The sequence below is a fragment of the Acetobacter zythi genome (genome assembly GCF_963921165.1).
Taxonomy (GTDB): Bacteria; Pseudomonadota; Alphaproteobacteria; order Acetobacterales; family Acetobacteraceae; genus Acetobacter.
The window spans coordinates 1-26,021 of the sequence record NZ_CAWUEO010000005.1 but is presented as its reverse complement, the minus strand read 5'-3'; the positions used below and the strand labels follow the sequence as shown (position 1 = coordinate 26,021).

At 62.4% G+C, this 26,021-nt stretch carries 31 protein-coding genes; 4 read left to right on the top strand and 27 right to left on the bottom strand.

Features of this window, described 5'->3' with window-relative positions; translation table 11 throughout:
* Window positions 1-11: 11 nt before the first annotated feature.
* Window positions 12-656: a LysR family substrate-binding domain-containing protein gene (locus tag AABE20_RS04900; protein ID WP_228120804.1), complete on the top strand. Its 645-nt coding sequence runs from the start codon at window positions 12-14 to the stop codon at window positions 654-656.
* Between the two features lies 1 nt (window position 657).
* Here the strand turns inward: AABE20_RS04900 and AABE20_RS04895 are convergent, their stop codons facing one another.
* The 12 genes from AABE20_RS04895 to AABE20_RS04840 form a co-directional block, all read right to left on the bottom strand.
* Entirely contained in the window at window positions 658-897 is a 240-nt protein-coding gene (locus AABE20_RS04895) for a DUF2274 domain-containing protein (protein WP_007397926.1), read from the bottom strand.
* Complete coding sequence (locus tag AABE20_RS04890; RefSeq protein ID WP_338332095.1) at window positions 894-2,093, bottom strand: TraB/TrbI/VirB10 family type IV secretion system protein; 1,200 nt, start codon at window positions 2,091-2,093, stop codon at window positions 894-896. The genes AABE20_RS04895 and AABE20_RS04890 overlap by 4 nt, the downstream gene beginning before the upstream one ends.
* Window positions 2,090-3,091, bottom strand: a complete 1,002-nt coding sequence (gene trbG, locus AABE20_RS04885; protein ID WP_007397924.1) for a P-type conjugative transfer protein TrbG — start codon at window positions 3,089-3,091, stop codon at window positions 2,090-2,092. The genes AABE20_RS04890 and trbG overlap by 4 nt, the downstream gene beginning before the upstream one ends.
* The gene (gene trbF, locus AABE20_RS04880; RefSeq protein WP_034933516.1) at window positions 3,088-3,771 is read right to left on the bottom strand and encodes a conjugal transfer protein TrbF; all 684 of its coding nucleotides are present in this window, start codon (window positions 3,769-3,771) and stop codon (window positions 3,088-3,090) included. The genes trbG and trbF overlap by 4 nt, the downstream gene beginning before the upstream one ends.
* Before the next feature lie 5 nt (window positions 3,772-3,776).
* Window positions 3,777-5,204 (bottom strand): P-type conjugative transfer protein TrbL, encoded by a 1,428-nt coding sequence (trbL, locus tag AABE20_RS04875; protein WP_034933517.1) that lies wholly within the window; start codon window positions 5,202-5,204, stop codon window positions 3,777-3,779.
* A 5-nt stretch (window positions 5,205-5,209) separates the two neighbouring features.
* Window positions 5,210-6,013, bottom strand: coding sequence for a P-type conjugative transfer protein TrbJ (trbJ, locus tag AABE20_RS04870; RefSeq protein WP_034933520.1), 804 nt, complete (start codon window positions 6,011-6,013; stop codon window positions 5,210-5,212).
* Window positions 6,010-8,463, bottom strand: a complete 2,454-nt coding sequence (gene trbE, locus AABE20_RS04865) for a conjugal transfer protein TrbE (protein ID WP_110581268.1) — start codon at window positions 8,461-8,463, stop codon at window positions 6,010-6,012. Before trbE ends, trbJ begins: the two co-directional genes overlap by 4 nt.
* A 15-nt stretch (window positions 8,464-8,478) precedes the next feature.
* A complete protein-coding gene (locus AABE20_RS04860; protein WP_007397919.1) occupies window positions 8,479-8,757 on the bottom strand; it encodes a VirB3 family type IV secretion system protein in 279 nt (92 codons plus the stop codon).
* Window positions 8,757-9,125, bottom strand: coding sequence for a TrbC/VirB2 family type IV secretion system protein (locus AABE20_RS04855; protein WP_034933525.1), 369 nt, complete (start codon window positions 9,123-9,125; stop codon window positions 8,757-8,759). Before AABE20_RS04855 ends, AABE20_RS04860 begins: the two co-directional genes overlap by 1 nt.
* Window positions 9,122-10,078, bottom strand: a complete 957-nt coding sequence (gene trbB, locus AABE20_RS04850; RefSeq protein ID WP_034933530.1) for a P-type conjugative transfer ATPase TrbB — start codon at window positions 10,076-10,078, stop codon at window positions 9,122-9,124. The genes AABE20_RS04855 and trbB overlap by 4 nt, the downstream gene beginning before the upstream one ends.
* A gap of 193 nt (window positions 10,079-10,271) precedes the next feature.
* Window positions 10,272-10,718 carry a hypothetical protein gene (locus tag AABE20_RS04845; protein ID WP_010517994.1) on the bottom strand — a complete coding sequence of 149 codons (447 nt, stop codon included), beginning with the start codon at window positions 10,716-10,718 and terminating at the stop codon, window positions 10,272-10,274.
* 7 nt (window positions 10,719-10,725) lie between these two features.
* Window positions 10,726-12,717, bottom strand: a complete 1,992-nt coding sequence (locus AABE20_RS04840; RefSeq protein ID WP_010517992.1) for a conjugal transfer protein TraG — start codon at window positions 12,715-12,717, stop codon at window positions 10,726-10,728.
* Window positions 12,718-13,005: 288 nt separating this feature from the next.
* On the opposite strand from AABE20_RS04840, the gene AABE20_RS04835 reads away from it, so the two are divergent.
* Together AABE20_RS04835 and AABE20_RS04830 are read left to right on the top strand one after the other, a co-directional pair.
* Window positions 13,006-13,260, top strand: a complete 255-nt coding sequence (locus AABE20_RS04835; protein ID WP_010517990.1) for a type II toxin-antitoxin system Phd/YefM family antitoxin — start codon at window positions 13,006-13,008, stop codon at window positions 13,258-13,260.
* Window positions 13,260-13,688, top strand: coding sequence for a type II toxin-antitoxin system VapC family toxin (locus AABE20_RS04830; protein ID WP_034932826.1), 429 nt, complete (start codon window positions 13,260-13,262; stop codon window positions 13,686-13,688). Before AABE20_RS04835 ends, AABE20_RS04830 begins: the two co-directional genes overlap by 1 nt.
* A gap of 13 nt (window positions 13,689-13,701) precedes the next feature.
* Here the strand turns inward: AABE20_RS04830 and AABE20_RS04825 are convergent, their stop codons facing one another.
* The 13 genes from AABE20_RS04825 to AABE20_RS04760 form a co-directional block, all read right to left on the bottom strand.
* A complete protein-coding gene (locus AABE20_RS04825) occupies window positions 13,702-15,441 on the bottom strand; it encodes a relaxase/mobilization nuclease domain-containing protein (RefSeq protein ID WP_034932823.1) in 1,740 nt (579 codons plus the stop codon).
* A 282-nt stretch (window positions 15,442-15,723) separates the two neighbouring features.
* A complete protein-coding gene (locus AABE20_RS04820; protein ID WP_034932820.1) occupies window positions 15,724-16,440 on the bottom strand; it encodes a lytic transglycosylase domain-containing protein in 717 nt (238 codons plus the stop codon).
* A 4-nt stretch (window positions 16,441-16,444) separates the two neighbouring features.
* On the bottom strand, window positions 16,445-16,783 hold the full coding sequence (locus tag AABE20_RS04815; RefSeq protein ID WP_034932818.1) for a DUF736 domain-containing protein: 339 nt from the start codon (window positions 16,781-16,783) through the stop codon (window positions 16,445-16,447).
* Between the two features lies 1 nt (window position 16,784).
* Entirely contained in the window at window positions 16,785-17,342 is a 558-nt protein-coding gene (locus AABE20_RS04810; RefSeq protein ID WP_084149795.1) for a S26 family signal peptidase, read from the bottom strand.
* On the bottom strand, window positions 17,339-17,836 hold the full coding sequence (locus AABE20_RS04805; RefSeq protein WP_034932813.1) for a DUF2840 domain-containing protein: 498 nt from the start codon (window positions 17,834-17,836) through the stop codon (window positions 17,339-17,341). The genes AABE20_RS04810 and AABE20_RS04805 overlap by 4 nt, the downstream gene beginning before the upstream one ends.
* Complete coding sequence (locus AABE20_RS04800) at window positions 17,833-18,918, bottom strand: replication initiator protein A (RefSeq protein ID WP_197713592.1); 1,086 nt, start codon at window positions 18,916-18,918, stop codon at window positions 17,833-17,835. Before AABE20_RS04800 ends, AABE20_RS04805 begins: the two co-directional genes overlap by 4 nt.
* 7 nt (window positions 18,919-18,925) lie before the next feature.
* Window positions 18,926-19,177 (bottom strand): helix-turn-helix transcriptional regulator, encoded by a 252-nt coding sequence (locus AABE20_RS04795; RefSeq protein ID WP_084149793.1) that lies wholly within the window; start codon window positions 19,175-19,177, stop codon window positions 18,926-18,928.
* A 221-nt stretch (window positions 19,178-19,398) separates the two neighbouring features.
* Window positions 19,399-19,947, bottom strand: a complete 549-nt coding sequence (locus AABE20_RS04790; RefSeq protein WP_223846632.1) for a DUF2285 domain-containing protein — start codon at window positions 19,945-19,947, stop codon at window positions 19,399-19,401.
* 19 nt (window positions 19,948-19,966) lie between these two features.
* Complete coding sequence (locus AABE20_RS04785) at window positions 19,967-20,185, bottom strand: transcriptional regulator domain-containing protein (RefSeq protein WP_075595803.1); 219 nt, start codon at window positions 20,183-20,185, stop codon at window positions 19,967-19,969.
* A gap of 139 nt (window positions 20,186-20,324) precedes the next feature.
* Complete coding sequence (locus AABE20_RS04780; protein ID WP_034932810.1) at window positions 20,325-20,588, bottom strand: hypothetical protein; 264 nt, start codon at window positions 20,586-20,588, stop codon at window positions 20,325-20,327.
* 572 nt (window positions 20,589-21,160) lie between these two features.
* Window positions 21,161-21,313 carry a hypothetical protein gene (locus AABE20_RS04770; RefSeq protein WP_166498132.1) on the bottom strand — a complete coding sequence of 51 codons (153 nt, stop codon included), beginning with the start codon at window positions 21,311-21,313 and terminating at the stop codon, window positions 21,161-21,163.
* 343 nt (window positions 21,314-21,656) lie between these two features.
* Complete coding sequence (locus AABE20_RS04765; RefSeq protein ID WP_034930119.1) at window positions 21,657-21,980, bottom strand: DUF736 domain-containing protein; 324 nt, start codon at window positions 21,978-21,980, stop codon at window positions 21,657-21,659.
* Between the two features lie 18 nt (window positions 21,981-21,998).
* Window positions 21,999-22,214: a hypothetical protein gene (locus tag AABE20_RS04760; RefSeq protein ID WP_034932806.1), complete on the bottom strand. Its 216-nt coding sequence runs from the start codon at window positions 22,212-22,214 to the stop codon at window positions 21,999-22,001.
* 651 nt (window positions 22,215-22,865) lie between these two features.
* On the opposite strand from AABE20_RS04760, the gene AABE20_RS04755 reads away from it, so the two are divergent.
* Window positions 22,866-23,468 (top strand): plasmid pRiA4b ORF-3 family protein, encoded by a 603-nt coding sequence (locus AABE20_RS04755; RefSeq protein WP_239015994.1) that lies wholly within the window; start codon window positions 22,866-22,868, stop codon window positions 23,466-23,468.
* Window positions 23,469-23,643: 175 nt separating this feature from the next.
* Here AABE20_RS04755 and AABE20_RS04750 read toward each other — a convergent pair whose 3' ends face one another.
* Window positions 23,644-24,579 carry a DUF2493 domain-containing protein gene (locus AABE20_RS04750; protein ID WP_034932802.1) on the bottom strand — a complete coding sequence of 312 codons (936 nt, stop codon included), beginning with the start codon at window positions 24,577-24,579 and terminating at the stop codon, window positions 23,644-23,646.
* Window positions 24,580-24,892: 313 nt separating this feature from the next.
* Window positions 24,893-25,939, bottom strand: coding sequence for a DUF7146 domain-containing protein (locus AABE20_RS04745; RefSeq protein WP_034932798.1), 1,047 nt, complete (start codon window positions 25,937-25,939; stop codon window positions 24,893-24,895).
* Window positions 25,940-26,021 lie beyond the last annotated feature (82 nt).

The window sequence follows — 26,021 nt, the reverse complement described above, 5'->3', positions numbered from 1 at the left end:
GGAGATGCGCCTTGGGTGAAAGCGGTATCGTATCAATAGGAATACAAAGTAATGTACCGCCAGGACGGGTGTCGGCCTTCATCGAACCGTATAGAATTCTTTATCCCGGTATTTCGTTTATATATCGTGACGTATCCAAGAGAGATGTAATTTCGGCTCTTTTCGACGGTATCGTTGATTTAGTAATTATAGCCCTTCCGCTGAACGAATCTTGCGCAGCTACCTTACCACTGTGGAGCGATCGAATTGTCGCTGTGACACCGACAAACCATCCTCTTGCTTCGTCTGTCACGACATGTTGGAGCGATTTACGGGAAGAAACTTTTGTCTTCGGTAACGATGATACAGGAGAGGACATGTCTACACTGTTAAAACGCAAAGCAAGCATTGCTGGCTTTCTACCAACAGTGTGTAGGGAAGAAATCATAAGTCTGCGGACGATCGCTCTCGTCATTAACGGACATGGTATTACGCTCATGCCGGCTGGCTGGCTCGCATTTTTTCCAGGTACGATCCTTGAGCAGGTAACTGTGCTAGAAGTGCGCGACGGCGACGGTTTTTCACATCTTGATTACGGCATTGGATGGCGCGATAGAAATTTGTCGACCGTCGCACATAAAATACTTGTTTTCTTGGGAAAGCAGAATCTCGAATAGACTAAGTTTCTCTGCTTACTATCTGCTTAGCTCGCGCACGCTTAAGCTTCGCGAAAGCTCGATCAGATGCAATGAATCCACGGATCATGTGCGGCACGAGACGGGTTGGATCGACGGGCTGACCATTCTGGCTGACCAGTGCTGCGTAAGTCACCAGATCACGATGGAGGTCCGCCGGTAAGTCCACGGGCATGCGGACCGGCTTTTCATCCGGAATTTCAGTGATGCGCAGCGTTGTCATGGTGCTGTTTCCTTTGCGTGGCGAGGTTGCAGGACAAGGTCGCGGTTAAGGATCAAGGTGAAAGGCAGCCCCGGCCGGTCGGTTAGGGTCGGCTGGATGTTGAGGCTGCGATCAACCAGCCGGTTACCAACCATGGAAAACCCATTGCTGGCCCCAGAACGGATGGCCTGCGCCAGATTGTTCTCGCTCTGACTGGTTCCGGCCTCTGATCCGACGCTCAGGAGCGTGGTCACGATGGCAGCCCTGAAAAGCTGGCCCCAGTGGTTGTTCACTTCATCGGACAGGCCGGACTGGCCGATGGCGTCGCCACCGGGCAGTTTTTCCAGCACCAGGCTCTCGCCGTTCGGGTAAATCAGCCGGGTCCAGATGATCTGGGTACGCTGCTGCCCGAAAGAAATGCCGCTGTTATAGGCCCCGAACAGCAGGCTTCCCTGCGGGATCAGCAGGAAACGACCGGTCGGGCTGTCATAGACGTTCTGCGTGACATGGCCAGTAATCTGACCCGGAAGGTCAGAGCTGATTTTCGTGTTCAGCGCCCCCGCGATGACAGTGCCCGCCTGAAGGATATAAGGCGAAGCTGACGGCATGATGCGATACGGGCTGGTCGTCGCGCGGTCAGGCTGGCCTGCCAGAAAGGCACGGTTGCCTGATTGGGCGTCGGTCGAAGAAGATGGATTTGCCTGGGACGCAGATGCACCCGATGTGGGCGAAGTTGCCTGGTCGGTACCCCGGTCGCGTTCTCCCGTCTGCACGAACAATTTGCTGGCGATTGCGGCCTCGATCTCCTGCGCGGCACGGCGGTCGTCGCCACCCGAGGCTGCCTTTCCCTGCTCCTGTGCGTGGAGGATGGTATGCCCCAGATCACCGGGCAGCGCTGGTCCCAGCTTCGGCACATCCTTGCCGACATAGTCGGACGGCAGTCCCGCCAGCCCGTCGGCAGAGGGACGCACATCCGCGTCCTGCGCGGCAGGCGTGGATGACACCCGATGGCTTGCCTGAAGGGCATAGCCCAGCGCGAAGGCCACCGCGATCATGCCAACCCCGCCCAGCGACCAGACCACGGTGCGGGAAAGCCGCACGACACGCGGTCGTTCCGTCCGCAGACGCAGATCAGGTGGCGGCGGTGATGCTGCGGAATTTCCCCCTGTGGCCGGAGCCGCAGAATTTTCTCCCACTGTGTGAGCCTGCCCGGTCATGACTTCCTGCCGTCAATGCGGACAATGCGCACCCGCTGCTCGGAATGCTTATCGCCCAGCCGCAGTTCAGCGGCGGCGAACAGCCGATCCACGATCATCCAGTTCTGCCGCACCCGGTAATTGACCAGTTCCGGGCCGCCATCCGCCCCCAGCACGAAGAGCGGCGGCAGTTCCCCCTGCCCGATCCCGGATGGAAAAGCGATATAGACCTTGTGACCGTCATCAAAGGCCCGGCCGGGTAACCAGGGCGGCGTGCCGCCTTTCACCGGCTGGATGGCATAGCGGAAATTCAGGGTATCGAGATTCAGCCCCGCGTCCACTGGGGCAGAGTCATCGGCCGCGTCGTCCTGCCGGTGCAGGGCAATCAGATCGTCCTCGGGATAGTTCCACGAGACCGACGCCATGTATGTGGGGGGTGTTGACCTCAATTCCGCCAGATAAGTCCGTCGGTCAGTATTGATGATCAGATTAGTGGTCAGATCCGGCCGGGTCGGCTTCACCAGGATATGGATGCGTTTGGTCGCCCCTTCTCCGCTTTCGGTGTCACCGATGACCCAGCGCACCGTATCCCCAGCAGCAACTGGGCCGGTGCCCACCAGTTTTTCACCCTGCTGGAGCATGATGTCCGTGATCTCGCCTGGCGAGGTATAGACCTGATAGAGGGCACCCGGAGAATAGGGATAGACCTGCACCGCATTGATGAAACCGGCCCGCGTCGGCTGGATGCGCGCCGCCAGATTAGCCTGGGTCACGCGCGTGGTCGGATCAGTAACCTCGGGGACCGGATGGGCCGTGCGTCGTGACGGCAGTGGCTTGAACTGGCCCGGCAGAGGAAGTGGCTGTGGCACCTCCACCACCTGCACGGGCTTCGGTGGATCGGGAATTCTCGTCGCGCGCGCGGCGTCATCGTACCGGATGACGGGCGGATGGTAACTGCCCGCGCAACCGGCAAGCGAGAGCAGCGCCACAGGAAGGGCTGCGAAAATGAAGCGCGTCATTGACCAAGCTCCTTCGACCAGTTGATGGCGGAGACGTAGATTCCGAGCGGATTTTTCCTGAGATGGTCGGCATCGCGTGGCGTGTGCAGAACGACCGACACGATGGCGGTCCAGCGTTCGGTGCCGGTGAACGCGCCGTCGCGGTAATGGCGCTCGCTCCAGGCGACACGGAAGCTGCCGGGAGACGCCCGGATCACCGAGGCGATGTCCACCTCGACCTGCTCATGCCCGATGCGCGAGAACGGATCATTGAGGCGGGCATAATCGTTAAGCGCCTGAGCGCCCGACGTGGTGGTGAAATCATAGGCGCGTAGCCAGTTCTGCCGCACCACCACAGGGTCCGACGACAGAGCGCGCACGTCATGAACGAACTGCGCCAGATACCAAGCGATCTGCGGATCGGTGGGCATATAGCCCGCTATCGCGGGGGCCACGACCTGCGCCTGCCCCAGCCGATCGACCTGCACGACCCACGGCGTGATGGTACCGCGCGCGGACTGCCAGACCAGCCCTACGCCAAGGCCTGCGGACAGAAGCAGAGAGCCGAACGCCATCAGCCGCCAGTTACGGGCCTGTACACGGGCGGAGCCGATGCGCTCGTCCCAGACTTGCGCGGCTTTCTGATAGGGCGTGACAGGCTCGGGCGTGGTCCCGTAGCGGGTGGTGGAGCGACGGAACATCGTCCTCATTCCTTTTCCGACAGATCGATGGAGGAAGATCCGCCCCCGCCATCGGCGGAGCGGATAACATGGGCGGCCTCAGCAGCATGAGCGGCGGCATTGCGGCGCTTCATCTTCTGAGCCCAGCGGGGCGGTTCGCCGGAACCGCCACCATCTCCACCAGACGGACCCTCACCGGTAGGGCCGCCACCCGTGGGGCCATCCCCTTCTCCGGCAGGACCACCGCCTCCAGAAGGTGCCGGTCCGTTATCCCCGGCTCCGCCTTCGCCTCCCTCCCCCATCCCGCGCGCGGCCCAGCGTCCACCGGCGGCATAGCTTTCCTTGAGGGATGAACCGGCACGCGAAGCCGCCCCTTTGACGGCATTCGCGACATTTCCACCGACGGCCCGGCCCATGCCTCCGATCCCGGCGGCCATGCTGCCCGCGCCGCCAGACGCGCCTGCGGCTCCGGCCGAATAGGCGGAGGTAGCAGCCCCGGCAATCGCGGCCCCTCCCCGCGCGGCGGCAGCCGTGGCGCCGAGGGCTGCGGCACCACCGGAAGCAACAGCCCCGACACCGGCCGCCGCAGCAGCACCCATGGCGCCAACCGCCATGCCGGTACCGACTGCCGCTCCCGCGCCAAGCTGCGGTGCGCCGGAAATCAGCCCATTGGCGATGCTGCCGCCAAAAATGGACAGGCCGACAATTGCAAGGGAGGCCAGCACCACCGAGACGGACTGCCCGATCGTGGGAACGTCGCTGCCGTAGGAGGTTGAGAACTGGGCGAACAGAACCGACGCGATAGCGGAAATGACCGCCAGCACCATGATCTTCACACCCGACGAGACGACATTGCCCAGCACCTTTTCCGCCAGAAAGGCGGTGCGGCTGAACAGGGCGAAGGGGATCAGGATGAAACCCGCCAGCGTGGTCAGCTTGAATTCGATCAGGGCAACAAAAAGCTGCACGGCCAGAATGAAGAACGCCGCGAGCACGATCAGCCACGACAGACAGAGCACAAAGATCTGAATGAAGTTCGTAAAGAAGGCGACAGGACCAAGGAGATTATGGACTGAATCCAGAAGCGGCTGGGCTGCATCGAAACCCGTGGATGCCAGTCGGCCGGGCCGCAGGAAGTCTCCGAGTGCCAGATTGCCGCCACCGGCTCTCAGGCCAAGGGCCGCAAAACTGTCAAAGACGGTCTTCGACAGACTGGAGAAATTGCTGATCAGAAAGGAAAAGAATCCGATATAGAGCGTCTTCTTCACCAGACGCTGGATGATGTCCTCATCAGCAGCCCAGGCCCAGAACAGGCCAGCCAGCGCCATATCCAGCACGGACAGTGTTCCTGCTAGTGAGATCACATTCCCCTTCACCAGACCGAAGCCGCTGTCGATGGTGGTGGTGAAGGTATTCAGGAAAGTGTCGATAACGCCCACATTGCCCATCGCCATGGCGGTCAGTTCCCGCTGCTGCCGAAAATGGACACCGTGCCGGGCACATAGGCGTCATGCTGTGAAAAATGCTGATACTGGGCTTCACTTTCCGCTTCCGTCGCAGCATCGCGCGCCTGTTGCAGGGCTGTGGCGCGGCCATTGGCAGCAAGTTCGGCCTGAATGTCGGATAACTGACGGGACTGTAGCGCCAGAAGCTGGTTTCCTGCCTGCGCCGCCTGCAACGCGCCCGTGGAGGTCTGGCTGGAAGAGACAAGCTGGGTCATGGCCGAACTGTCGCTGGGGATGTTTCCTACCACCCGAGCCTGAAGCTTCAGGGCATCTTCGAACCCGCCCACGGAATTCTGCCACCGTGTCTGTGCCTGGCTGAACAGGGCACTGTCTGACATGCCGGACGAGATTGAGGTGTACGCCTGCTGGTATTGCTGCTCGACCGAGGTCACCGAATAAGCGATGTTCTGTGCCTGCGCGAGCAAGGCTGTTGTCTGGGAAATCGTTGATTGCAGCGTCGACAATGTCGACAGTGGCAGGCTCGCCAGATTACGGCCCTGGTTGACCAGCATCTGCGCCTGATTGGCAAGAGATGTGATCTGGTTGTCGATCTGCTGAAGCGTGCGGGCCGCGATCAGCACGTTCTGGACGTGGTTCGCCCCATCATAGACCGCCCATTGGGCACGGGCCGGTCGTGAAAGGTCGAACGTTGCACCGAATGCCAGCGTAACAGAGGCGACAAGAGCAGTGCGATGGAAATGTTTTTCTCTCACACGCGCAAAAAAATCGGTCCGAAGCTGGCAATGTCTTTCCGTCATGGCACGTCCTCCGCCCCGCGATCGTCGCGCAACAGATCCGCCGCCCATGACACGCCCCGCGCGTCAAACCACGCGAGGAGAAAACCGTCCCGGCCGTGTTCCGCCAGCACTGCATCGATCAGCTTGTGATCGTCCTTCCCTGATGCTGCGCATAAGGCGAGTGCGACAGGCCCGAGCCCCAGTTCGAACAGGCGATTGCCGCGTTGCGTCTGGCAGTAATAGTCCCGCTTCGACGCGGCCCGCGCGATGATGGCGATCTGTCGGTCGTTCAGGCCAAAATCCCGATAGAGCGCCATGATCTGCGGCTCGATCGCCCGCTCGTTAGGCAGGAATATCCGTGTCGGGCAGCTTTCCACCACCGCCGGAGCAATGCGGGAATTGGCAATATCCGACAGGGACTGGGTGGCGAAGATGACGCTGGCGTTCTTTTTGCGCAGGGTTTTCAGCCACTCTCGCAACTGGCCGGAGAAATCCCCGTCATCGAGAACCAGCCAGCCCTCATCGATGACCAGCAGGGTCGGCCGGCCGTCCAGACGGCCTTCGATGCGGTGGAACAGGTACGACAGAACGGAGGAGGCCGCGCCCGAGCCGATCAGACCTTCGGTTTCGAACACCACCACATCGGCATCCCCGATACGCTCGGCATCCGCATCCAGGAGGCGGCCGTAGGGACCACCGAGGCAGTAGGGCGCCAACGCCTGCTTCAGGGCGTTGGACTGGAGAAGCGCGACCAGGCCGGACAGGGTCCGCTCACGGGCAGGCGACGATGCCAGCGAATTCAGAGCCGACCAGAGGTGAGACTTCACCTCCGGGGTCAGCGCCACCCCCTCGCCGACAAGGATCTGACCGAGCCATTCACTGGCCCATTTGCGCTTATCCGGATCATCGATCCGCGCCAGCGGCTGAAGTAATACGCCGCTGCCCTCTTCTCCAGACAGATCGGCATCTGTCAGTCCACCCCCGAGATCGCGCCAATCGCCTCCCATCGCCAGCGTTGCCGCGCGCATCGACCCGCCAAAATCGAAGGCAAAAATCTGCGATCCCGCATAGCGACGGAACTGGAGCGCCATGAGCGCCAGCAGCACGGATTTACCTGCCCCGGTCGGTCCCGCGATTAGCGTATGACCCACATCGCCGACATGCAGGGAAAACCGGAACGGCGTGGCCCCTGCCGTTTTGCCATAAAACAGCGGTGCGGCCTTGAAATGCCCATCCATCTCCGGCCCTGCCCACACGGCGGAAAGCGGAATCATGTGCGCCAGATTCAGGGTCGAGACCGGGGGCTGCCGCACATTGGCGTAGACATGCCCCGGCAGAGATCCCAGCCACGCCTCCACCGCGTTCAGGCTTTCCGCCATGCAGGTGAAGTCACGGCCCTGAATGATCTTTTCCACGAGGCGAAGTTTTTCCGCCGCTATGCTGGCGCTGCCATCCCACACCGTCACCGTGGCCGTGATGTAAGCCTGCCCGACATCATCCGCGCCCAGCGACTGCAACGCCAGATCGGCATCGGCTGCCTTGTTGGCGGCATCGTTATCCACGAGAACTGACGCCTCATTGGTCATCACTTCGCGGACAATGGCTGCGATACTCTTGCGCTTTGCGAACCACTGGCGCCTGATTTTCGTCAGCACCTTGGTGGCGTCGGTCTTGTCCAGCAGGATGGCGCGGGTGGACCAGCGATAGGGCATGGCCAGCCGGTTCAGGTCGTCCAGGATTCCGGGGAAAGTCCGCGACGGGAAACCCGTAATGGTCAGGGTTTTCAGGAAGGCATCGCCCAGCTTTGGCTCCAGACCACCCGAAAGCGGCTGGTCCACCAGCAGGGCATCCAGATGCATCGGAATTTCCGGCACCCGGACCCGCTGGTTCCGGGTGGAGATGGTACTGTGCAGATAAGTCAGCATCTCACCGTCATCCAGCCATGCCGCCTCGGGCATGAAGCCATCCAGCAAGGCCAGCATCCGATCCGTGCGGTCCACGAACGTATGGAGCATGCCATGCGGATCGGGACCATCGCGTTCCCTGCCTTCATAGAGAAAACGCTCGGCGCGACCTGATGATTCCGCCGGTGGCAGCCAGACCAGGGTCAGAAAATACCGACTCTCGAAATGCGCGCCCTCATCCTCGAACTGCTCCCGGCGCTCCAGGTCGACCATCTGGCTGGCTGCGTCGGGAAAGTCACCGTCAGGATAGAGTGTCGCCGGGACGCGCTGCGCTTCCACGAACACCGCCCAGCCTGAGCCAAGGCGACGGAGCGCATTGTTCAATCTTCCGGTCACACCGACCAGTTCCGCTGGTGTTGCGCTATCGAGATCGGGACCACGTATTTTTGCGGTGCGCTGAAAACTGCCGTCCTTGTTCAGGACGACGCCCTTTTCGACCAGCGCGGCCCAGGGCAGGAAATCAGACAGCAGGGAGTTTCGGTTGCGATATTCGCCAAGGGACATCATGGCCCTGTCCTCCCTCTACGCACGAAGCCAGGCGGGATAACGGAGATGCCGTCGTCCCACCTCGATGAAGACCGGATCGCGTTTCGCACCCCAGACCGCGAGCCCATGGCCGACGATCCAGAATGCGGCCCCGATCAGCCACAGCCGCAGACCAAGGGCGATCGCTGCCGCCAGCGTGCCGTTGGCGATGGCAACGGCGCGGGGCGCACCACCGAGCAGGATGGGATCGGTCAGCGAGCGATGCACCGGGACATGGAAGCCCGGCACGGCATCATCGTCATATCCCACGGCCATCAGATCAGCGCCCCACCGGAGAACGAAAAGAACGACAGGAAGAAGCTGGACGCGGCAAAAGCAATGGATAGACCAAAGACAATCTGGATCAGGCGGCGGAACCCGCCGGATGTTTCCCCGAAGGCCAGCGTCAGGCCGGTCACGGTAATGATGATCACCGAGATGATTTTGGCGACCGGTCCCTGCACGGATTCCAGAATCTCGTTGAGCGGGGTTTCCCACGGCATGCTGGATCCTGACGCCCATGCCGACGACGCGAAAGCAAACGACAGCAACAGGGACGTTCCGAATACACGGAGATCCCGCACATGCCAGTCAGGACGTGCGACAGCGCACACGACGGCGCGCAGACGTGAAGGCGGCCTCATGATGACTCTCCATTGGCAGAGCAGGATGTTTCGGGAGACGAGAAGCTGACCGGACGGATGCGATAGGCACCCGTCACGGGATCTAGGCCATCGATTTCTGCCAGTTCGGACAGGTGGCGGGCCGTGCCGCGTCCGGACAGGACCGCGATGACGTCGATGGTTTCCGCGATCATGGCGCGTGGCACTGTGACCACCGCCTCCTGGATCAGTTGTTCCAGCCGATACAGGGCCGCGAGCACTGATCCGGCATGTAGTGTACCGATACCGCCGGGATGGCCGGTGCCCCATGCTTTCAGCAGGTCCAGCGCCTCGGGGCCGCGCACCTCACCAATCGGGATACGGTCGGGCCGCAGGCGCAGGGCGGACCGCACCAGTTCGGACAGGGTTACGACACCATCCCTTGTACGCATGGCGATCAGATTGGGGGCTGTGCATTGCAGTTCCCGCGTATCTTCGATCAGCACGACGCGATCACCGGTTTTCGCGACCTCGGCCAGCAGCGCATTGACCAGCGTGGTCTTGCCGGTCGATGTCCCGCCGGCGACCAGGATGTTTTTCCGTTCCGCGACCGCGCGGCGCAGAAATACCGCCTGCCCCACCGTCATGATTCCGGCGGCGACATAATCGTCGAGGGTGAACACGGCCACGGCGGGCTTGCGGATGGCGAAACTCGGGGCGGTCACGACGGGCGGGAGCAATCCCTCGAACCGCTCACCGGTTGGCAGTTCCGCCGATACGCGCGGTGCTGCCTCATGCACCTCCGCCCCGACATGGTGCGCGACCAGGCGTACGATGCGCTCGGCATCGGCCGGCGTAACCCTGTCGCCGGTATCGCCCAGCCCCTCGGACAGGCGGTCGATCCACAGCCTGCCATCGGGATTGAGCATCACCTCGACAATGGCAGGATCAGCGAGGTGCCGGGCAATCGCCGGTCCCATCGCCGTGCGCAGCATGGACATGCCGCGTACCGTGGCCCTTTCATGGATGCTGGAAACTGACATGATTTTCCCCGCTATGAGCCGAACACGATGCGCGGACAGCAACGGGGCAATTAAGAAAGGCAGGAAACCACGCGGTTCAACAGGAATTCATGCGTCGTAGGGCGGTGGGGAAACGTAGGGCAAAAATACTTGCAGGGTGCGGAAATTACGAATCCGGTTCATCCTGTAAGGCAGGATCGGAAACATCGTCTGGAATTTCCTGCTGGAGTCTCGGTCCCTGGGCCAGCCTGCGACCGAGGGCCGAGACAAAATTATCGTAACGCGCCCCGGCCTGCGCCCGTGCTGCCCTGGCAGCCGGTTCAGGCAAGGGCGGGGTCGTGGTGAGCCAGAAGCGGATGAACAGCGCCAGGGTCTCCACCGTGATGCCGATATCGCGCTCCAGCCGCGCAAGACGCCGGTCCTGCCGGTCGAGGCGCTTCGATGTTGCAGCCTCGCGGCGCTCCTCCCCGTCGGGCGACAGAAAGGAAGCGACGGCAGCCTCCACGATCAGGGACATCGGCTGCGCACGTCGCGCGGCATAGGCGGAGAGGGTCTTCATCACATCAGGGTCGAGATAGACGGAGATCTGGGCTTTCTTTTTTGCCATCACCATACTTTCCTCACAGTTCCAGCTCGTCGCCACAGTCGAGCGATGCCTGCCGGGCCACACCGCGCATGAGATCGTTCATCCGGTTGTTACGGGGCGCGATGTCGTCGAATTCGTCAGTCGGGTCGGGTGCGAATTCATTTTCCATCGGCTCCTTCTTCTCGACCGTTCCCTCACCCAGTTCTGGCTGACGGCGGCGGGCAGACTGTTTCGGGTCTTCATCCCCCTCGTCCTCCGTCGGCTCCGCCCCGGCATCCGGCGCCGGTGGGCGTGGCGGCAACGGTCGCGTGCTCCAGTCGTCGGGACGGCCATCTTTCGGGCGCGGAAGATCAGGCGGAGGAAGAACGCGCTCGCGGAAGCGGTCATCCTCGAAATAGCGGGCCTTCTTCGCGCGGATCGGATAGAGACCGGAGACCATGACGATCTCGTCCGCTGGCGGGAGCTGCATGACTTCTCCCGCCGTCAGCAGCGGGCGTGCCGTCTCCGAGCGCGAAACCATCAGATGGCCCAGCCAGGGCGAAAGCCGGTGCCCCGCGTAGTTCTTCATCGCCTTCATCTCGGTGGCAGTCCCAAGCGCGTCAGACACACGTTTCGCCGTCCGCTCATCGTTGGTGGCGAAGCTCACCCGGACATGGCAGTTGTCGAGGATCGAATTGTTCGGCCCATAAGCCCGTTCGATCTGGTTGAGGGACTGGGCGATCAGGAAGCTTTTGATCCGGTAGCCCGCCATGAAAGCCAGCGCCGATTCAAAGAAATCCAGACGCCCGAGGGCCGGAAATTCGTCGAGCATCAGTAGCAGGCGCCGTCGCTGTGCCGCAGCCTCCAAGTCTTCCGTCAGCCTACGGCCAATCTGGTTCAGCACCAGCCTGATCAATGGCTTGGTGCGGCTGATATCCGAGGGGGGCACGGTCAGGTAAAGCGTCACTGGGCGGTCCCCTCCAACGATGTCGGCAATGCGCCATTCGCAGCGCCGGGTGACTTCCGCCACCACCGGATCACGGTACAGGCCAAGGAAGGACATGGCAGTGGAGAGCACGCCCGAGCGTTCATTGGGCGATTTGTTCAGCAGCTCGCGCGCGGCCGATGCAACAACAGGATGTGGCCACTTCTCACCCAGATGGTTTGTCCGCATCATGACCGACAGCGTGGTGGCGATCGGGCGCTTCGGGTCCGACAGGAAATTGGCGACACCGGCGAGGGTTTTGTCTGGCTCGGCATAGAGGACATGCAGGATGGCGCCGACAAGCAGGGAGTGTGAGGTTTTCTCCCAGTGATTGCGCTTCTCCAGACTGCCTTCCGGGTCCACGAGGATATCGGCGACATTCTGGGCATCGCGGACTTCCCACTCTCCACGCCGGATTTCCAGTAACGGGTTATAGGCGGACGAGATCGCATTGGTCGGGTCAAACAGCACGACGCGACCGAAACGGGCGCGAAATCCCGCCGTCAACTCCCAGTTCTCGCCCTTAATGTCGTGGACAATAGCTGAGCCAGGCCAGGTCAGAAGCGTCGGGATGACCATACCGACACCCTTGCCACTGCGCGTTGGTGCAAAGGTCAGGACGTGCTCCGGTCCGTCATGGCGCAGATAGGCCTTGCCATACCGGCCAAGCACCACCCCATCCGGGTCAAGCAGCCCGGCTTTCGCGATCTCGTCCGGGTCCGCCCAGCGTGCCGACCCGTAGGTTTCGATTTTCCTGGCTTCACGGGCGCGATGGACCGACAGCGTCACGGCGGCGGCGAAAGCCAGCACCCCACCCGATCCGGCCATCCACGCCCCGCGCGCAAAGACGTTCGGGGCATAGGCGTCGAATTCGAACCACCACCAGAAAAACAGCGGCGGCGCGTAGACCGACCAGTGATGGAACAGCACGAACCAGGGCCGACCGAGTTCAGGCTGGAAGCCCAGTTCCCAGGCCGTCCATTGGGTCGCGGCCCACCAGGACAGGACGACAATGGACAGGACCACCGCGACCTGTCCCCATTGAATTTTGGTTCCCGGCATTTTCGATTCCTCCTTGCGCAGGAACAGGTCGGGCGGCCATTTTCCGTTCCGCAAGGGCTTTTCCCGCGTCGTCGCATCCCGGCGCATGGCAGGGAAAAAATACTTGTCCGGTGCGGCCCAGACCGTCATCACATTGAGCGAAGGTCGCGGGAGTCGAATGATAACCGGGTCTTGTGGCTGGACGGGTGCTGCGGCCAACGATGATGCGAACCCCGACCAGACATGGATTTTCTGGCACTCCCTCTCATTATGTAGTAATGTTCCTACATTGCAGTCTGGAGGCCGGACATGAGCATCACCACACTTTCAAGCCGCGAGTTCAACCAGGACACCAGCCGGGCCAAGAAGGCGGCGGCCGAGGGACCGGTGTTCATCACCGACAGGGGACGCACGGCCCATGTCCTGCTCAGTATTGAGGAATACCGCCGTCTGACACACCATCCGCGCAAGATCGCGGACGCTCTGGCGATGCCGGAAGCTGCGGACATCGCATTCGATCCGCCTCGCGCCAATATCACACTCCGCCCGGCCGATTTTTCCTGATGTTCCTGCTGGACACGAACGTCGTTTCAGAACTGAGAAAAATCCGCGCCGGGAAGGCCGACCCGAACGTGGCGCTCTGGGCCGACAGCGTGGAGGCGGACGATCTGTATCTCTCCGCCATCACCGTCATGGAACTGGAAACCGGCATCCTGCGCGTGGAGCGCCGCGACGGAGCCACCGGCACGATCCTGCGGACCTGGCTGGAACAGCATGTCCTTCCCGCGTTCGAAAGGCGTATTTTTCCCGTCGATACGTCCGTAGCCCTGCGCTGCGCCCGGCTCCATGTTCCCGATCCCCGTTCGGAACGCGATGCGCTCATCGCCGCAACCGCGCTGGTTCATGGCAAGACGGTCGTGACCCGCAACGTCGCGGATTTCCTGCCGTGCGGCGTCCCCCTGCTCAACCCGTGGGAACCCCAGCCGAACTGACAGGAGCGCTGGTTCACAAACCCAGCCCCCTGTTCCGGGTGAAGGTCCAATCAACCCCGCCATCGTCGCGAGCGACACCGGAGACGTGCCTGCCCTGCTGCTTCTCCAGCGAGGGCGTCCAGGGCACGAGTTGAAACTGAAGCCCATCATCGATCATCGCATAGCGGCCGGAGGCCAGCACCATGCGCTGACGGTAGGTGCCCGTGATATACTCCCCCGAACCCGACTGGCTGAATGTCCGGCCTGTCTCGCTGGCCAGCCGCTCTCCAACCTCGTGAACCTCCCGGTCCCTGAGTTTGCCGATCAGATTACGCGCCAGCACCAATTCCTGTGCGCGGTGCTCGGCGAGCCCCTGCTCGATCAGTTGCTCGGCGCGCCGCTCCATCGCGTCACGTACTTCGGCGCCAAAACCCGCCTGCCCCAATGCGACAGGATCACGCGCCACCGCCTGCCGGTCGAGCCAGGTGGCCCCGCGCGCCGTCACCTGATCCTCGATCGACAGGTCAGAACGAACAGCCAGCGCAACACGACGCTGCCCCTTCCTGTCATCGAAGGCACGAAGCTCCACGACCGCCCCCATACTACCATCACCGGTCGCATCCAGATCGGGAAAGCGGATATGATGCGTGCGACCGTCCACACCGTCGATGACGGCGTAGGCCGTGCCTTTCAGTTCATCGTCCAGCCCGCGATCGACCAGCCTGCCGACGACAGGGACGTCGAGGCTTTCACCCGCCAACACATAGCTCGACGTGCTCCGCTCGATGCCGCGTTCAGTCAGGGAACGGTGAATGCGCTTGATGATGTCGCCGCGTTCGCCCAGTTCGCGTAACGTCGCTTCGGCGGACTCATCCAGCATCCATTGTCCCTGTCCGACCTGATGGGCGAGGCCGAGCCCCTCCAGGCGGCGCAGGCGGCCGACCTTCAGGGCCTCAAACGGATCAGGCTGCCGATCCGGCGCTGGCGCCACGTCGATGATGCCGCTGCGGCCCGCGTCGCGGACGAGTTGCCGGTCAAGCTGTGTCCAGTATTCGGCATCGACCTGACGTTCGAGGGCACGGTGAATTTCGATGTCATTGCGTTGCCCGAGTTCTTGCGTCACCAGATCCTGCGCACGGGCGCGCAACCCGTCTTTGATATAATCCCGCGAGATCACGAGGTCGCTGCCATCCTCGGCTACGCCGCGCACGAGGATGTGGACGTGGGGATGCCGGGTGTTCCAGTGATCCACCCCCACCCAGTCGAGTTTCGTGCCGAGATCTTTTTCCATCTGCCCGACCAGTTCGCGGGCATAGCCCTTGAGGTCAGCCATGTCCGGCGCGTCCTCCGGCGAGACGATGAAACGGAAGTGGTGGCGGTCGTCTTCGCAGCGTTCGGCGAAGGCCTTCGGGTCCGCATCGTCGATGCCGGGACCGAAGAGCCGTACCTTCTCACCGTCCTTCGTCACCCCTTCCCGGCGCAGGTAACGCAGATGGGCCGCGAGTGGAGCCTTGCGCCCGCTATGGCGTACGACACGGGCCTTGACGGTCACGCGGCGGGCACGGCTGGTCAGCAGGCGATTGGCCCTGGCTGCCGCGACACGGCCACGCCCGAAGGCCGAACGGGAACCGCCGCCGTTGCGACCCGATCGGAACCCACCGCCTCCGGCACGCTGGGCCGAGGCGAGGGCCTGGGCGACGAAGGGCTTGAGCCGCTGGGCGCGTGGTGAGCGGATGCGACCCAGACGGGGCTGGAAGTCATTCTCGCGCGCCATCACTGCCTCCAATGTGCGAAAAAGCCAGGAGCAACAACGAAATACGGGGTCGGCAAACATTGCCGGTAAGGGCGGAACATTGTCGGAAGGCAGAAAAAACACAGAAAAACCAACACCCCAACCGAGGCGCAATGTGCGCCCTTTTATCTCGCCTCTCCTTAACCCCACCCCAAAGTGCCTGTTCCACCCTGCCAGCACCCAATCCGCGATGCTGGTCCCTGCCCCGATTGCCCTGCGCGAACCACCGCATACCGGTAGAGGAAATGATGCCTGGACGCGCATTCATGGCATCGCTCGTGATGCGGAAGAGACGACGAACAACCCACCGGAAAGCGGCCTGACAGGCGCAAGACCATGCGCGATGATGTCACTTCGAACACCATTCGGCGGCAGCTTCATTGCAACCGGAACGCCTTTCCCCGCATCGTCCGACTGCGCGGCAAAAATCGGCGCGCTGGTCCAGAACAGCGGGTCGGGATGCGAAACCAGCAGCAATGGATCTACACCGCCCTGACCGATCAGGGGCAGCAATCCGGCGACATAGGCGCGCGTTTCGGGTGGCAGCGGACGTTGCCGATCACGGTAGTCCTCATAGCGCCCCGGCCCGGCGTTATAGGCTGCCAGAAAGCCCGGAGAGCCATAGCGATCATGCATCTCGCGCAGGAACGCAGCGCCTGCAAGAATGTTGTCATGCACATCGAACGGATCGCTTCCCAGCCCGTAACGGGTACGAAGGTCGCTCCAGGTCGTGGGCATGATCTGCATGAGGCCGAGCGCGCCTTTTGATGAAATCGCGCTAATATCACCACCGCTCTCAGCGCTCATTACGGCCCGTATCCATGTGGCGGGAATGTCGAAGCGCTGCACGGCTTCAGCGATCACGGCACCATAAGGATCGGTGTCAGCGGGCGCTGGAACCGATGCCGCCCATGACAGGTCAGGTGCGCCCGATACGCCGATTGCAATGACACCAACAGCGAGGAAGAAGATGCGTCGCATCGTCTCATTCCCCGCGTTCGACACGTCGTGACGGACGCGTCCAGTTCAGCACCCAAACCGCACGCTCCCCACCGGCACGGAAGAGATTGGCCCGGATCGGTTGTGCAAAGGCGGGGTCGTCGAGGGCTACGGCGATGTATTCACCAGCCCTCTCGCCGGTGCGTTTCCAGCCAGCACCAACCTCCGGGCCATCGGCATCGGTGAGATGGATGCGGTAATCCGAGGCATGTTCGGCGTCGGAAAACTCAGCCGGAACGAGAAGGATATCCTGCGCCACGGTGAGGGTGCGAATGCGCCCGGCAAAACCGGTTTTCGTGCGCGTGAAAAGACCGATCTGTGCCATTTCATTGCCCTTTCGGAGACGGGTTGGTGGTCACGATGGCAGGCTGGTTACTCCCGGATGGAAGCCAGACCGGGGTGGCACGACCGATGACGGTGGAAACGGGCAACGGGCCGAAATACCGACCATCGAGACTGCGTGGTTCAGCCGTGTTCATGACAAAAATCTGGCCGGAATCGAGACGATGGCAGCCCTGCCAGAAGGGGAGCGGACGGCCACGGTGATCGACGGATTGCGCGTCGCCAGCGAATTGCCCGTCGATGGTGATGCGTTGTCCCGTACGGCACACGGACTGCCCCGCGACAGCCGCTACGGGCTTGAGCAGGGGCACGCCAGACGGCAGATACCCCCGACGCGCCAGCAGCATCGCCTCGCGCTCGGGCAGACGGACAGCAACCAGATCACCGACATGCGGCGCGGGAACCGGGTGCAATCGGTACAACCCGACGGGCACGCTCGCCGTCTCGTTCCAGATCAGGCGTGGCGCAGGATGAACGACCATTGACGCGCCCACACCGAGCACGGCGAAATAGGTCGCAAAGAACCAGCCACGCCGGGTCATGACGTCACCTGCCGCCGCTTGAGCCATGCTGAATGTTGCTCGCGCGTATAGGCACGCGGCTCATGTCCGGCCGTAATGCGATGGTGCAGATGCCGCCAGTATTCGGGCGCTGCATCCGCCGGATCGAGACCCAGTGCCTCAATGGCGTCGACCGCCCGGAGCACATGTTCGACCCGTGGCCAGCTATCGACACGCAGGAGGATTTCGCCGCCGGGACGCACGAACGGCAAAGTCTGGAACACTTCGCCAGCCCTGACCGCGCGCACGATATCCAGCCGGGAGACGGTGATACCGAGGTCATTGGACGCCCAGCGCACAAAGGCGAAAACACTTCCTGGCGCGAAACTGGAAATGCGGCGGCGGTCATCGAGTATCTGCTCGTCACTGCAATGCCCGAAGCGCAGCCAGTGTTCGATGCGCCTGTCGATCCAGGTCAGTTCGACATGCGTCAGTGCCGCCGGATGCCGGTGGGAGATAGGAGACTGTCTGGTCATGGCCCTACTCCCGGCCCCTTGAAGGGGGCAATGGACGGGCAAGAGGGGTTATCCGCAGAACGGCGCTTCCCATCAACATAAGAGTTAGATTCTAAGTTAGATAAGTTAAGGGCCGGAATCACCGTTTCAGGCCAAAGACTTAGCTGGGGTTTGTGCGTGTGAAGTCCCGATAGTCCTGCGTGTGATGTCCCGATAGTGGATGCGTGTGAAGTCCCGATACCATTCGCATAGTTATCCACAGGATGTGTGGATAAATCAGTTGGCAGGATGCGCAGTAACTCGCGCGCGCCAGCACGTTCAATGTTCAGGCGATAGCCTGGCAAGGGCTGGCTGGCGGCGGCACGCCGGATCTGGATGGCAAAGTCCGAGGGACGCATCAGGCTGCCGGATTTCTGGTGCAGATGCCCGATCTCGAAAGTCCAGCCGGTAGGTTGACGACCCGCGTGTTTGCGGGCCACGCGGTAAAGCCAGCGCTCGATGCCGCCCGTCAGCCGGAAATAGGCCGGGTCGATGGCCAGCACCAGCGAACGGTCGATCACGCCACGATAGAGCCATTCCGGAATGACGATCTCGACACCAGCGGCGCGACCGTTCCGGCTGGCGCAGATTTCCCACTCGGTAATCCAGGAAAACTGCTGCCGTCGCCAGTTCTGGCCGTTGCGGATCGTGGTGGCGACCACGGTGGACTGGAGCCGGGCAAGTGCCGCCCTGAGCAGCCCATAATCCCGCGCCCCGGTCTGTCGGCCGATACCGGTGAGCAGCTGATAGGGAGTGAAGCGCAGGAAGCGTGACGTTGTCAGGCCGAGATTTTCCGCCTCGACAATCTGGCTGGCGGCCCAGATCAGCACGTCAGCGTCCCAGATCGTCGCCATGCCGTGCTCGGGCATCCCGAACACCTCAACGCGCGTGTCCCCTACTGCGTAGAGGATTGGCGTCGTGCGCTTCGTTTTGGACAGGGAGAAAAACGGTCGCTCCATCAGATCGCGCTGGTCGCGCGGACTGATCTCGCCGCTGGCGACAACGAACGGCAGGAGCCTGCTGCGCTCACTGGCCGTGAGGATGTGGCGGGCCTGCATGTCCATCCTCCCCTCACCGGCGATTAAGGCCGGCAGAGCGGGCCTCGTCATAATTCGGATCAGAGGTGGACCGGCAGGCGCTGGCGGTAGCCCAGGCGTCGAGGTCGTCGATCAGGTAGACGACACGACCGCCAAGCTTGCGGAAGGTCGGACCACTGCCATGGCAGCGGTATTTTTCCAGCGTGCGGGGAGAAAGGCCTAGAATCTGCGCGGCCTGATGTGTGCGCAGGTAGCGTGCCGGTGACGGCGCGTGTCTGTCGAGCATGGTATGCCTCCATCTGGTCTCGAAGCGCCGCAGGAATGATGCGGCGGATCGGGATGACGGTGGCGAAGAAAGCAGGCGTTGGGGGTGGACGAAGATTTTTCAGACTCAGTGTCCACCCTTCGTGTACCGGGACGTGCATGGGCGATACCGCGCGGAGCCGGGCGTGAAGCAGCGTGGGGAAAATGGGGGATCGCAGCGGGAAGGAGCGAAAACAGGCAGCACTATTTTCCGCGTAGAAAATCCAGATAACCGCCTTTGACCCGGTTCCGGGCGTCAAGAAGCAGGCGCTCCGCATGGCGACGCGCCGCCGTGTTGCGCCATTCGACCGCCGGTAAATCCGCCTGCCATGAACGATTGGCCGCAATGGCGATATCGCGGACGGTGCCGCCCGCTTCGTGAATATCGAAGGCGAGAAGGAGCAGTATCTGCCGCGCACGTTGCAACGGGGTCAACTGGAGGGCGCGCGGAAGCAGGCCAACGCGCTGGCCGCGCTGCCTGCGAAAGAAACGCAGCGCCACGTCGAGACGCAGTTCAGCGGCGTCGTCCATCGGCAGGAGCACGGCGGGTCGAACGATAGCCAGCGGGCTCAGAAGCCGAAGGTAAAGATTGCCAGCCACATCGCCGATCACCAACCACGCGTCGTCTTCCGCATCATGACGGGCCAGAAGGGTTCCAAGCACCGCCGGATTGATCGGGGTCACGATGGCGAAATCCGATGGCGCGGGCGTGAGGATCAGTGTGGCCGGTGAAACCTCGGGCCGCCAGATCATGCGCCCCTGAGGGACGGGTTCATCGGGCGCATGGACAAAAGCAGAGCCCCCAGCGTCGGGAGAACGCCGCGCACTCGGCGGCGGAATCCACGCCCCGACGGCCGATCCGCCGTTGCAGGCGGGCATAGTCGCGGCGATAGGTGGTGTTACGGCGGAGAAATTCGACGGCGAAACCGGAGCGGTCCAGACGGCTGATATGGTCGCGCAGTTCCGGTGAACGCCATAAAGGTGTTGGCATGCGGGCCTCCCTGTCTGTCCCCCCATGCGGCAAAAGGGGAAGCTTCCATCAGCCAGAGCGGGAGCGGGAGTGCATAGACCCTGATTTTTTATCGGGGAGAGAAGCGCAGGGCAGATGCGGGTGCCGGGGCGAAGCCCGGCTATTGCAGGCGCGGTTGCAGCAGATACTGGAAACCGGCTTCGCTCATCCAGCGCGCCCGTGCCAGATGCCTGCCATGAACGGCTTTCGCACGCAGCGGTTCGCGAACCGGGTCAATTTCGAACAGCACCGCAACGACTTCGCGCCAGTCCGCCCCTTCCTCGTCCGCGACCAGAAGGCGCAGGTAAAGCCCGAGATGCGCTTCGTCGTAGGCGTTTACCCGTTCGGTGAGAGGGGGATGGTCAAGGAAAGACGGGTCGGTCATGGCGGTTCCTCACGATACCGCTGCCAGATCGGTTCGATAACAAAGATCGGGATTGCCGACCGGCCAGGTTTGCATGACCCCGCCAGAAATCAGCACGCCCAACGGGGAAGGAATGACATGAACGGAACAGATCAGGGCGATTCCGCCCGACTACGCCCCCTACCCTGCCGCGTCTGGATATCGGAAGTCTCGTTAAGAAACATGACGCCGCGTCCCTGTCCGGACTCGATGAACAGAATGCCCGCCGCTTCCAGCGCGCGACGGACCTGATCGATCGTGCCCTCATGAACGCTCAGACCGCGTTCGGATTCTAGGCGCTTGAGCGCGGTCAATGCTACGAGGGCCTTTTCAGCGAGCCTTTCCTGTGTCCAGTTCAGGAGTGCCCGTGCCGCCCTTACCTGTCGGCCAGTGATCATCCACGATCACATCCGACACGCGGAGCCTGCACACCAGAAATACGACTATAATAGTCGCTTTGTGGATATTCAACATCGTTCTTTCAGGGGGATACCGAAAGAGAGTCGGCGTCTGGTTCCCGATTGTATTGGCGACCATGCAAAAAGACCCCCGCTCTATGCGGGGGCCGTCTCGTCGTGGCGCTCTGTTGCGCATCGTGCAAGCGCCTCGTTCAGTTCGCGCTCGATCTGCCGGCGCTCGCGGCGGCTCAGGTGAAAGCTGGTCAGTTCGGCGCGCAGCATCTGGATCTGGTCGTGTAGCGTGGTCATCGTCCTGCTCCTTTCGTTTTTCGAAGACAGGACGGACGGCTCATGCCGGGGTGGACCGGGTCAGGGATCGCCGAAGGCGACCGGCTTGCCGGCGTGTGGGGGAGCCGATTTTGTGCGGTGCGCCCGAAGGGTGCATCGGGCAAAATTGGGGGGACCACGCGTCCTTGACGCGGTTCGCCCTCGCGCATGGTACAATGGGAAGGCTGAGGGAAAGCCCCGTGTTCCTCCTGCGTCTCACGTCGGGCGACCTGCACTGCCGCCCGCGCCCCGGAAAAGCACGTGGGAAAATGAAAGCCCGGAAGGCCCCGCCCGGGGAGACCGGGCGGGGTTGGTGGTGGGGCGCTTACTCCCCGTTCCGGCTGCGGGGCCGGGTCCAGATGAGCGAGTAGCCCTCGCCCTCCTCGTCGGTGAACAGGTTGGCGAAGATCGGGGCGGCGAAGGAGGGATCGTCCAGCTTCAGACTCAGATAGGTGCGGCCTTCGCTGGAGCGGCGGGTCCAGGCGGCACCGAGTTCTACCCGTCCGAGGTAGACGCGGTAGTTGGGGGCGTTGTCGTTGGCGCGGTTGGTTTCGGCCACCAGACGGACGTTGCGGGCCTGCAGGGCCAGGGTGACGATTTCGCCTTCGAAGCCTTCGCCCACCTTCTTGAAGGAACCGATGTTAGCCATTGTCGTATCTCCATGCTGTTATCGGGCCGCGACCACCGTGGCCTCGATGGCGATCGACCAGCCGGAGGCGAGCGGCAGAGCACCCCTCGGGGCCGAAGCGCAGCGGAGGACGGCAGGGCCGGAACTTTCTTGTTTCGCGAGGAATGACGGCGCAGCCGGCAGGGGAAGAAAGTTCTGGAACGCCGTTGCGGCCAGCCGATCGAGGCGCAGCCGGTCTTCGGCTAGATCAGCCATCCGACAGAGGCCATGGTGTGCGGACCCGCCAGCCCCAAAGAGATACGATGCCGGCATGACCGGTCCGACAGGTGGGGGGACGATGCGATCTGGCGCGAGACTGTCACGCTGGCATTTTGGGAAACTGGCCCCGTCCGGTGGTCGTTTTTGCCGTCCCCGATGTTACGCCCCCTTTTCACCCGCTCATGGGCAGGGTTGCCCGTGCGGTGCGACAGGCCCCCGCTCCCGGCACAAGCGCATCCCGTTAGAGCGGGCCGGATGATCCCTCGTTCGCTGCCTGCCGTCCCGGCCCTTTCACCGATGGGGTTGGCGCGGGCGTTTCATCCCCATGGACCGTCCCCGCAGACACACGGGGCTGCCATCGAACTCCGTCCCGCCGGTTCTCCGGGCGGGGACTTCCAGGGGGCGGGCGAACGTGCCTACCGCCATCAGGTGCGCAGGAACTGGGGAGCCCGACGTCATTGCGGCTCAGACGTCAGACTTCATGTATCATGACGGTTTTACAAACCGTCGTGGAAATAATGCCCACCACGCTCTGTAAAAACCGTGCCGAGAAATCAGCACTGATCTTACACCCCGCCACACGCAACTTTCTTGACTTTATCAGGAATTACCATTTTTCTTGAAACCATGTTTGGACCTCCCAATGCTATGCAGATCAGAGTCTCAATCGACGATATCGAACCAGCCGTCTGGCGGCGTCTCGTCGTGCCTAGTGCGTGGAACCTGGAGCAGCTTCACCTCGCGATCCAGGCGGCCTTTAACTGGTGGAATTATCATCTCCATGAGTTCGAGATCGGGGGACTGCGTTACGGAAATGCCATTGAGGCTGCGGAAGGATCGGCCATCGGCGATCCTCAGGTCTTTGACGAGCGCCAGGTCCGGTTGCGAGATTTCCGCAACGCGGGCACGGCGTTCACCTACGTCTATGATTTTGGCGACGACTGGCGCCATACCGTAGAAATCGAAAATCTGCTTTTCCTCGAAAGCGCTCCCCAGCACGCGACCTGTGTTGACGGCGCGCGAGCCCGTCCGCCTGAGGATGTCGGCGGCATTCCAGGCTATGAGCAGTTTCTGGAGGTAATCGGCTCCCTCAAGGATCCCGAGCATCGGGAAACCAAGGCCTGGTGTGGTGGCCATTTCGATCCCGAGTGGTTCGATCTTGCAACCGTCGACAAGGATGTTCGAAACGCATTGAAGCCGAATGTGAAAAGAAGGCTTCATCAGCCGAAACCGAAAAAAAGCAAGTTGTAGATATCACTAAGTCAATCAGGCGTGTTTCAAGGTATAAGGTCAATGTTGTCGATCGGGATCGACGGCAGAACCGGGTTAAACGCGCCATGCCTTATCTTTCAGGCATTGAAAGACCGTCAATACGGTAGCCCTATGCTACCGTGCCGATTTCTCGGCACGGTTTCCTCACAACCTGTCAGGCACTATTCTTTTTCTGAAACCGCCAGACCGGGATACCCATCTGCTTCGCCTTGTCGGCCAGATTGTCCTGAATGCCCGAACCCGGAAATACCATGACGCCGACGGGCAGGACTTTCAGCAGGGCGTCGTTGCGCCGGAACGGGGCGGCTTTGCCGTGCCGGTTCCAGTCCGGTTTGAAGGCAATCTGTGGAATTTCGCGATGATCGGCCCAGCGGGAAGCGATGAATTCCGCGCCCTTGGGCGAGCCACCATGCAGCAGCACCATGTCGGGATGCTTCTCACGCACCTTGTCCAGCCGGTTCCAGATCAGGAGATGGTCCTCGTAATCGAGCCCGCCGGTCACTGCGACCTTTGGCCCGGGTGGCACGAGCAGCTCCGTTTCGGCCTTGCGGCGGGCGTTGAGGAAATCGCGGCTGTCGATCATCGACGCCGTCAGGGTGCTCCGGCTGACCAGCGAGCCGGAGCGTGGCCGCCAGGGCGACATCGTCAGGCGTTCGAACTGGTCGCAGGCGAGGGCGCGGAATATCTCATAGGCATTGCGTCGCTCCAGCAGGGTCAGCCCCTCGGCGATGAGGCGCTCCAGTTCCACCGAGCGGATCTCGCTGCCATCCTGTTCCTGCTGGCTGCGTTTCTGCGCCTGCTCGTTACGGTCAAGATCACGCTCCACCTGCCCGACCATACGGTGAAAGACGTTGACGGTGGACCAGAGCAGCGGTTCGAGATCAGGTTCCAGCCGCGTGTCGGTCAGTGTGGCTGACAGGGCATCGAAGATATCGGCAATCGCGCCCTCGATCTGGCTGGCGTCGGGCAACGGCCTCGCGTCCGGCTCGTCCTCGAAGGGACGATGGCCGTAAAGCTGGAGTTCCGCCAGCACATGAGCGGTGGAAGAGGTAGCGTGTGCGGGTTCGAAATCGTGCTGTGTGCGGGTCATGGGTCTGTCCTCCGGTTCTGGCCGCGCCCCTCGCGGCCTTTCCGGGGGCGGACAGCGGCAGACGAAGGCCGGGCCGGAACCGCGCAACGCGCGGCCGCAGCGCAGCGGAGGATGGCAGGGAGACGGCTATTTTGCTTCGCGATGCAAAGCGCGGCACGCGCGGCGGAAAATAGCCGGTTCCGCCATTGCAGGCCCGGCCTGGCTGACGCCCGCTCCCCTTCCAGAAAGGCCGCGGGCGCGCCCCATCCGGAAACAGGACAGCCCTGCGCACACCGGAAAGAAGAAGACCCTCACACCCCCTTCCCGGGCCGCCTCAGTGCGTGACGGGATGCAGAAACCGCGCCACGTCCTGCGGGGCAAGCTGGGGATGCAGGATTGCCCGCATCGCGCCACGCCCGAGGTAGCGGAGATCATCGTTGAAGTCCGCCAGACGCGGTGACAGCACGAGGCACTCGATCCCGGCTTCCTGCGTCCGGGTCTGCAGGATCGTCACCGCATGGTCTCCGGCCGGATCGTCATCGCGCAGCACGTAGAGGCGGCGCAGCGTATTTGGAAACATCATGGCGGCGAGATGCGCCGAGGACAGGCAGGCGGCCAGTGGCAGAGCGGGCATGATCTCATGGAGCGAGAGCACCGTCTCGATGCCCTCGCCCGCCGCCAGAACGTCGGACACCGTGCCAAAGCGCACGGCATTGCCGAGCAGGTCGCCCAGGGCACGGCGCGGATGATCGACCGGCGCCTTGCCGCGCCCGTCCGCCGCCAGCCAGGTCCGATGAACCCCGGTCAGGGTGCCGTCGAGGTCGGTGACGGCGGTGATCATGGCGGGCCAGGTCTCGGTCGGACTGTCCTCGTCCGGACGGTAAAAGCAGCGCGGATGGAAGTGCAGGGCTGCGGTTCCGTGCAAACGCGTAATGTCGCGTCTGCGGAGATACATTTCTACGGACGTGCCCGCGATCGGCCCGGACATGGCCCAGAGCCGTCGCGCGGCTTCGGACGAACTGGCGGAACCACGCTCACGGGCAGGCCGGTCCTGTGACGGCGGCACCGGATCAGGGCGAGGCAGACTGAGGAAGGCGCGCGCCTCGTCGACCACGTCGCGGAAATCCACCAGACCGAGGCTTTCGCGGATCACGTCAAGCAGGTCGCCATGCTCGCCAGACTGCGCATCGGTCCACTTACCGGCCCTGCCGTTGGCGGTATCGTGCAGCCGGACAAACAGCGACCGGCCGGGGGTGTTGCGTACGTTACCGACCAGCCAGTAATTGCCATGACGGCGACCGGCGGACAGATAGCGTCGGCATACCGCCTCCGCGTTCTCCGCCAGACGGTGAGCCAGATCCCCAGCATCATGTCCAGTCATCGCCTTGCCCTCCTGTGTCGGGATTGCCTCCGTCCAGGGCAATCGCCAGCCAGCGATCAGTGGTCATCCATGAAATCGCTTT

Coding starts and splice junctions, on each gene's coding strand:
- AABE20_RS04895 (WP_007397926.1), bottom strand. CDS start 897: ATGACAACGCTGCGCATCACTGAAATTCCGGATGAAAAGCCGGTCCGC.
- AABE20_RS04890 (WP_338332095.1), bottom strand. CDS start 2,093: ATGACCGGGCAGGCTCACACAGTGGGAGAAAATTCTGCGGCTCCGGCC.
- trbG (WP_007397924.1), bottom strand. CDS start 3,091: ATGACGCGCTTCATTTTCGCAGCCCTTCCTGTGGCGCTGCTCTCGCTT.
- trbF (WP_034933516.1), bottom strand. CDS start 3,771: ATGTTCCGTCGCTCCACCACCCGCTACGGGACCACGCCCGAGCCTGTC.
- trbL (WP_034933517.1), bottom strand. CDS start 5,204: ATGGCGATGGGCAATGTGGGCGTTATCGACACTTTCCTGAATACCTTC.
- trbJ (WP_034933520.1), bottom strand. CDS start 6,013: ATGACGGAAAGACATTGCCAGCTTCGGACCGATTTTTTTGCGCGTGTG.
- trbE (WP_110581268.1), bottom strand. CDS start 8,463: ATGATGTCCCTTGGCGAATATCGCAACCGAAACTCCCTGCTGTCTGAT.
- AABE20_RS04860 (WP_007397919.1), bottom strand. CDS start 8,757: ATGGCCGTGGGATATGACGATGATGCCGTGCCGGGCTTCCATGTCCCG.
- AABE20_RS04855 (WP_034933525.1), bottom strand. CDS start 9,125: ATGAGGCCGCCTTCACGTCTGCGCGCCGTCGTGTGCGCTGTCGCACGT.
- trbB (WP_034933530.1), bottom strand. CDS start 10,078: ATGCTGCGCACGGCGATGGGACCGGCGATTGCCCGGCACCTCGCTGAT.
- AABE20_RS04845 (WP_010517994.1), bottom strand. CDS start 10,718: ATGGTGATGGCAAAAAAGAAAGCCCAGATCTCCGTCTATCTCGACCCT.
- AABE20_RS04840 (WP_010517992.1), bottom strand. CDS start 12,717: ATGCCGGGAACCAAAATTCAATGGGGACAGGTCGCGGTGGTCCTGTCC.
- AABE20_RS04835 (WP_010517990.1), top strand. CDS start 13,006: ATGAGCATCACCACACTTTCAAGCCGCGAGTTCAACCAGGACACCAGC.
- AABE20_RS04830 (WP_034932826.1), top strand. CDS start 13,260: ATGTTCCTGCTGGACACGAACGTCGTTTCAGAACTGAGAAAAATCCGC.
- AABE20_RS04825 (WP_034932823.1), bottom strand. CDS start 15,441: ATGGCGCGCGAGAATGACTTCCAGCCCCGTCTGGGTCGCATCCGCTCA.
- AABE20_RS04820 (WP_034932820.1), bottom strand. CDS start 16,440: ATGCGACGCATCTTCTTCCTCGCTGTTGGTGTCATTGCAATCGGCGTA.
- AABE20_RS04815 (WP_034932818.1), bottom strand. CDS start 16,783: ATGGCACAGATCGGTCTTTTCACGCGCACGAAAACCGGTTTTGCCGGG.
- AABE20_RS04810 (WP_084149795.1), bottom strand. CDS start 17,342: ATGACCCGGCGTGGCTGGTTCTTTGCGACCTATTTCGCCGTGCTCGGT.
- AABE20_RS04805 (WP_034932813.1), bottom strand. CDS start 17,836: ATGACCAGACAGTCTCCTATCTCCCACCGGCATCCGGCGGCACTGACG.
- AABE20_RS04800 (WP_197713592.1), bottom strand. CDS start 18,918: ATGGACATGCAGGCCCGCCACATCCTCACGGCCAGTGAGCGCAGCAGG.
- AABE20_RS04795 (WP_084149793.1), bottom strand. CDS start 19,177: ATGCTCGACAGACACGCGCCGTCACCGGCACGCTACCTGCGCACACAT.
- AABE20_RS04790 (WP_223846632.1), bottom strand. CDS start 19,947: ATGATCTGGCGGCCCGAGGTTTCACCGGCCACACTGATCCTCACGCCC.
- AABE20_RS04785 (WP_075595803.1), bottom strand. CDS start 20,185: ATGCCAACACCTTTATGGCGTTCACCGGAACTGCGCGACCATATCAGC.
- AABE20_RS04780 (WP_034932810.1), bottom strand. CDS start 20,588: ATGACCGACCCGTCTTTCCTTGACCATCCCCCTCTCACCGAACGGGTA.
- AABE20_RS04770 (WP_166498132.1), bottom strand. CDS start 21,313: ATGACCACGCTACACGACCAGATCCAGATGCTGCGCGCCGAACTGACC.
- AABE20_RS04765 (WP_034930119.1), bottom strand. CDS start 21,980: ATGGCTAACATCGGTTCCTTCAAGAAGGTGGGCGAAGGCTTCGAAGGC.
- AABE20_RS04760 (WP_034932806.1), bottom strand. CDS start 22,214: ATGGCTGATCTAGCCGAAGACCGGCTGCGCCTCGATCGGCTGGCCGCA.
- AABE20_RS04755 (WP_239015994.1), top strand. CDS start 22,866: ATGCAGATCAGAGTCTCAATCGACGATATCGAACCAGCCGTCTGGCGG.
- AABE20_RS04750 (WP_034932802.1), bottom strand. CDS start 24,579: ATGACCCGCACACAGCACGATTTCGAACCCGCACACGCTACCTCTTCC.
- AABE20_RS04745 (WP_034932798.1), bottom strand. CDS start 25,939: ATGACTGGACATGATGCTGGGGATCTGGCTCACCGTCTGGCGGAGAAC.